The organism is Mycobacterium interjectum (assembly GCF_900078675.2).
GTDB classification, from domain to species: Bacteria; Actinomycetota; Actinomycetes; order Mycobacteriales; family Mycobacteriaceae; genus Mycobacterium; species Mycobacterium interjectum.
The window spans coordinates 1-4,197 of the sequence record NZ_LT546234.1 but is presented as its reverse complement, the minus strand read 5'-3'; the positions used below and the strand labels follow the sequence as shown (position 1 = coordinate 4,197).

The window sequence follows — 4,197 nt, the reverse complement described above, 5'->3', positions numbered from 1 at the left end:
ACGTGCTCGGCGGCGAGCCGGCGTCCGGCCCGCGCCGGGTCCTCGATCCCGCGATCTACCGCGAGGCCGCGCGCCGGCTGGACCGCCACTTCACGATCTCGGTCATCGACTGCGGCTCCACGATGGATTCGCCGGTGACCCAGGAGGTGCTGCGCGATCTGGACGCGCTGATCGTGGTCTCCTCGCCGTGGGCCGACGGCGCCTCGGCGGCCGCACGGACCATGGAATGGCTTTCGGACAGGGGCCAGACGAGCCTGCTGCGCCACACCATCGTGGTGCTCAACGATTCCGACGGCCACGCCGACAAACGCACGCGGGAACTGCTGGCCCGCGAGTTCCTCCAGCACGGACAGCCGGTGATCGAGGTGCCCTACGACCCCCACCTCCGGCCCGGCGGCGTGATCGACGTGAACGGCGAGATGGCCCCGGCGACGCGGCGCAAATTCCTCCAGATCACCGCGACGATCGCGGGCCATTTCGCGGCGCGGCCGGACTCGCCTCAAGGGCGCTGACCGGCACCCGCCCGCGCCAACGGGTCGGCGACGGCCTCGATCTTGGTCACCAGGCGACCGCGCACCGTCAGAACGATCGCCGCGAAGAGCCGGTGCTCGGCGAAGGCCAGCACCGCCGGTCCCCCGACGGGTCCGCTGACCAAAGTCACTTCCGGCCCCAGGTAGCGCATCAGGTTGGTAGCCACCGCGTGGGGTCCATGGTTGATCTGTGGCGGCGGGGCCGGGTCGGCGAGGACCGTGCCCACGCCCCAGACCGCGGGATCCAGCACGGCGGTCAATCCGGCGATGTCGCCGTTGGCGCACGCGGTGATGAACTTCTCGGTGACCAGCTGGTGCTCGGCCGGGGCGACTTCGTTCAATTTCGGTTGCGCCGCAGTGAATTTGGTGCGGGCGCGCCGCGCCAGCTGACGGCAGGTGCCGACGGGGCGTCCCACGGTCTCGGCGACCGTGTCGAACGGGACGCCGAACACGTCGTGCAGCACGAAGGCGACCCGCTCCCCGGGGCTGAGCCGGCGTAACACTTCCAGCAAGGCGGTGCGCACCTCGTCGTCGAGGGTGACCCGTTCGGCGGGGTCCGAGCGGGGCGTCCCCGGGCGCTCGTCGACATCGCCGGGTCGCTCGTGGCGGGCGCGCGCCGAGCGCACCTGATCGAGGCACAGGCGGCTCGCCACCACCGTGAGCCAGCCGCGAACGTCGTCGATCTCGTTGGGTTCGGTGCGCGAGAGACCAGCGCGCGACGTCACCGGCGGCGACGACGGCGGCTCCCCCGGTGTCGCCGTCCGCCGCGCCCGTGCCATCGCAGACCACCCCGTCGTCCACGCGCAACCCGGACCCGTCCAGCCAGTCCGTCACCGGGGTGACACCCAGGCCGACGATGACGGCGTCGGCCGGAACCCGCGAACCATCGGTCAGCCGAACCGCCTCCACCCGACCGTCACCGATGAAGGAGTCGACGCCCACCCCGACCCGCACGTCGACGCCGTGCTGCCGGTGCAACTCGGCCCAGCGGGGAGCCAGCTCCTTGCCCAAGGCGGCCAGCAGCGGGCTGGTTGCCTTCTCGACGAGCACGACCTCCAGCCCCATCGACCGGCAGCTCGCCGCCACCTCGGCGCCGATGAATCCGCCGCCGACCACGACGACTCGCGGCCGCCGCCCGAGTCGTTCCCGGATGGCCAGGCAGTCGTCGACGGTGCGGAGCATCAGCACCCCGTCCGGGACCGGCGCGCCCGGCCAGGGGCGAGGCGTCGCGCCGCTGGCGACCACCAATCCGTCGAATTGCAGTGACAGGTCCTGGTTTTCGTCGCGCAGGTGGACCGTGCGCGAGGACAGGTCGAGCTTGATCGCCGACGCGCCGCGCAACACCCGCGCCTCCAGCTCAAATTGCGGCGCGAGGTCGACACCAGCCCTGTGCACCTGGCCGGTGAGCAGTTTCTTGGACAGCGGCGGCCGGTGGTAGGGGGCGTGCCGTTCGGCGCCCACGATGGTCAGGCCACCGTCGTAGCCCTCCTGGCGCAGCGCCTCGGCCGCGCGCGTCCCGGCCACGCCACCACCCACGACGACAACCTCCCTCAGCTGACGGTTCGGCATCGGATCACTCCTTCACCGTGATCGCCTGGGTGGGGCAGGACACCTGGGCGCCGATCAACTGCTGGCGCAACTCCTCCGACGGCTCCGCTTGGAGCAGGTGAAGTCCGTCTTCTCGTACGTCGAACACCTCGTGACAGATGCTCATGCACACCCCGTTGCCGTCGCAGGTGTCGAGATCAACCGAAACCTTCATCGAACCTCGGCCTTTCGTGCTCCATTGCTCGAAGTCTCGATCCCCTGGGACTGATCCGGTGACTTCGCCTGGGCCAGCGCGCGCTCCCGGGCGGCTTTCGCCACCGGGGAGTAGTTCAGGTAGTCGACCGCCATCTGGGTGGACGCCTCGTCGTTGGGATGGTGGTTGGGCCGCAGATACCGGACCGGCGTCGTCACCATCAGCTTCCATGGGCCCGGCAACCGGTACTCGCGGGCGGCCCACAGCCAGTCCCGCCAACGCCACTTTTGGTCGATGGTCGGGTCCTGTGCCATCAGGTAGCGCGCCCCCGCCACCCACCAGGCGATGAACAACGGCGTAGTGAAAAACATGGAAAACGCCCGAATCCAGTAGCTTCCGCAGACGTGCTGGAAGACGTCGTACACCAGCGAGCGGTGCTCGACCTCCTCGGCGCCGTGCCAGCGCAGCAGGTCGAGCATCATGGGGTCGGCGTTGGCGTAATCGAGACCCCGGTTCGTCAACACCCACTGGCCCAGCATCGCGGTGTAATGCTCCAGCGCCGCCACATCGGCCAGCCGCCGATACAGCCACCACCGCTTCATGGCCGGCGGAAACCACCTGGGCGGATCGCCCAGTGTGAGCGACAACAGCCTGCCGAGCCGATCGGTGTACGGCTTGGTGTCGATGCCCTGCTCGGCGAGGTGGTCCAGCACCACCTGGTGCGCCCATGCGTGCCAGGACTCCTGCTGGATGAACGGCTTGATCGCCGCCTCCAGCTCCGGGTCGTCGACCAGCGACGACGCTTCGAGGACCGCCTTGATGAAATGCCGCTCCCCCTCGGGCAGCAACAGGTGCAGAACATTGATCATGTGGGTCGAGAACGGGTCGCCGGGCACCCAGTGCAGCGACGTTTCCGACCAGTCGAACCGGACCATCCGGCGGTACTTCGGATGTCCCTCGTGGTGAAGTTGGACCTCGGGCATCAGATGCTCCTCCCGCCGACGGGCCGTCGGCCTCCCGTTATCGAATTGCGGGAGCGGTCGATCCAGCGGCGGAGCGCGGGCCGCCGACTTCGCGACCGTCCAAACGGCCGGGTACCCACACCCTCGCCGAGTCATGCGTACCGGCGGTACCGGGTTCCCTGACAGTTCGCCGTGAATGCGTGTTCACTGAATTGTTCGGGCGGCGCGGAAGCAATCGGGGCGGGACTCGGTTGAACGCTCAATGCGCATTGGTGTCGTGTACCCGCAGACCGAGCTCGGTGGAGACCCCGCGGCCGTGCGTGCCTACGGGCAGCGGGTCGAGGAACTGGGCTTCACCCACATCCTGGCCTACGACCATGTGGTGGGCGCCGACCCGACGGTGCACCGGGGCTGGCAGGGCCCCTACGACATCGACACAACGTTTCACGAGCCGTTCGTGCTGTTCGGCTACCTGGCCGCGGTCACCTCGCTCGAGCTGGTCACCGGCGTCGTCATCCTGCCGCAGCGCCAGTCGGTGTTGGTGGCCAAGCAGGCGGCCGAGGTCGACCTGCTCACCAACGGGCGATTTCGCCTCGGTATCGGGTTGGGGTGGAACGCCGTTGAGTACGAGGCGCTCGGCGAGGAGTTCAGCAACCGCGGCAAGCGCTCCGAGGAGCAGGTGGAGGTGATGCGCAAGCTGTGGACCGAACGCTCGGTCAGCTTTGCAGGCAAGTACCACACGGTGACCGGTGCCGGCCTGGCTCCGCTGCCGACCCAGCGTCCGATCCCGGTGTGGTTCGGCGCCGCGTCTGACCGCGCCTACGAACGCGCGGGACGGCTCGGCGACGGTTGGTTCCCGATGATGGAGCCGGGGCCCGGCCTCGACTACGCGCGTGCGCAGGTGGAGCGTGCGGCGGCGGCCGCGGGCCGCGACGTCGTCGGGATGGAGGGCCGGATCGGCTGG

5 protein-coding genes and 1 pseudogene are annotated in these 4,197 nt (G+C 69.4%); 2 read left to right on the top strand and 4 right to left on the bottom strand.

Features of this window, described 5'->3' with window-relative positions; all coding sequences use genetic code 11:
• Positions 1-512, top strand: a 512-nt coding sequence (locus BN4348_RS00770) for a MinD/ParA family ATP-binding protein (protein ID WP_142308602.1), incomplete at its 5' end; no start/stop codon positions are given.
• On the opposite strand, the gene sigI is transcribed toward BN4348_RS00770, so the two are convergent.
• From sigI to BN4348_RS00475, 4 genes and pseudogenes are all read right to left on the bottom strand, one after another.
• Entirely contained in the window at positions 500-1,309 is an 810-nt protein-coding gene (gene sigI / locus BN4348_RS00520; RefSeq protein ID WP_084453846.1) for an RNA polymerase sigma factor SigI, read from the bottom strand. The two genes, BN4348_RS00770 and sigI, sit on opposite strands and share 13 nt — an antisense overlap.
• Positions 1,281-2,099, bottom strand: a pseudogene (locus BN4348_RS00515) (NAD(P)/FAD-dependent oxidoreductase); the annotation flags it as partial. The gene sigI and the pseudogene BN4348_RS00515, both read right to left, overlap by 29 nt.
• A gap of 4 nt (positions 2,100-2,103) precedes the next feature.
• Positions 2,104-2,292: a ferredoxin gene (locus tag BN4348_RS00490; protein ID WP_066906916.1), complete on the bottom strand. Its 189-nt coding sequence runs from the start codon at positions 2,290-2,292 to the stop codon at positions 2,104-2,106.
• The gene (locus BN4348_RS00475; protein WP_066906913.1) at positions 2,289-3,254 is read right to left on the bottom strand and encodes a metal-dependent hydrolase; all 966 of its coding nucleotides are present in this window, start codon (positions 3,252-3,254) and stop codon (positions 2,289-2,291) included. The genes BN4348_RS00490 and BN4348_RS00475 overlap by 4 nt, the downstream gene beginning before the upstream one ends.
• Before the next feature lie 241 nt (positions 3,255-3,495).
• Between BN4348_RS00475 and BN4348_RS00020 the strand changes: the two genes are divergently transcribed.
• The coding region (locus tag BN4348_RS00020) for an LLM class F420-dependent oxidoreductase (RefSeq protein WP_066906922.1) at positions 3,496-4,197 on the top strand (702 nt) is incomplete at its 3' end.

Coding starts and splice junctions, on each gene's coding strand:
- BN4348_RS00490 (WP_066906916.1), bottom strand. CDS start 2,292: ATGAAGGTTTCGGTTGATCTCGACACCTGCGACGGCAACGGGGTGTGC.
- BN4348_RS00475 (WP_066906913.1), bottom strand. CDS start 3,254: ATGCCCGAGGTCCAACTTCACCACGAGGGACATCCGAAGTACCGCCGG.
- sigI (WP_084453846.1), bottom strand. CDS start 1,309: ATGGCACGGGCGCGGCGGACGGCGACACCGGGGGAGCCGCCGTCGTCG.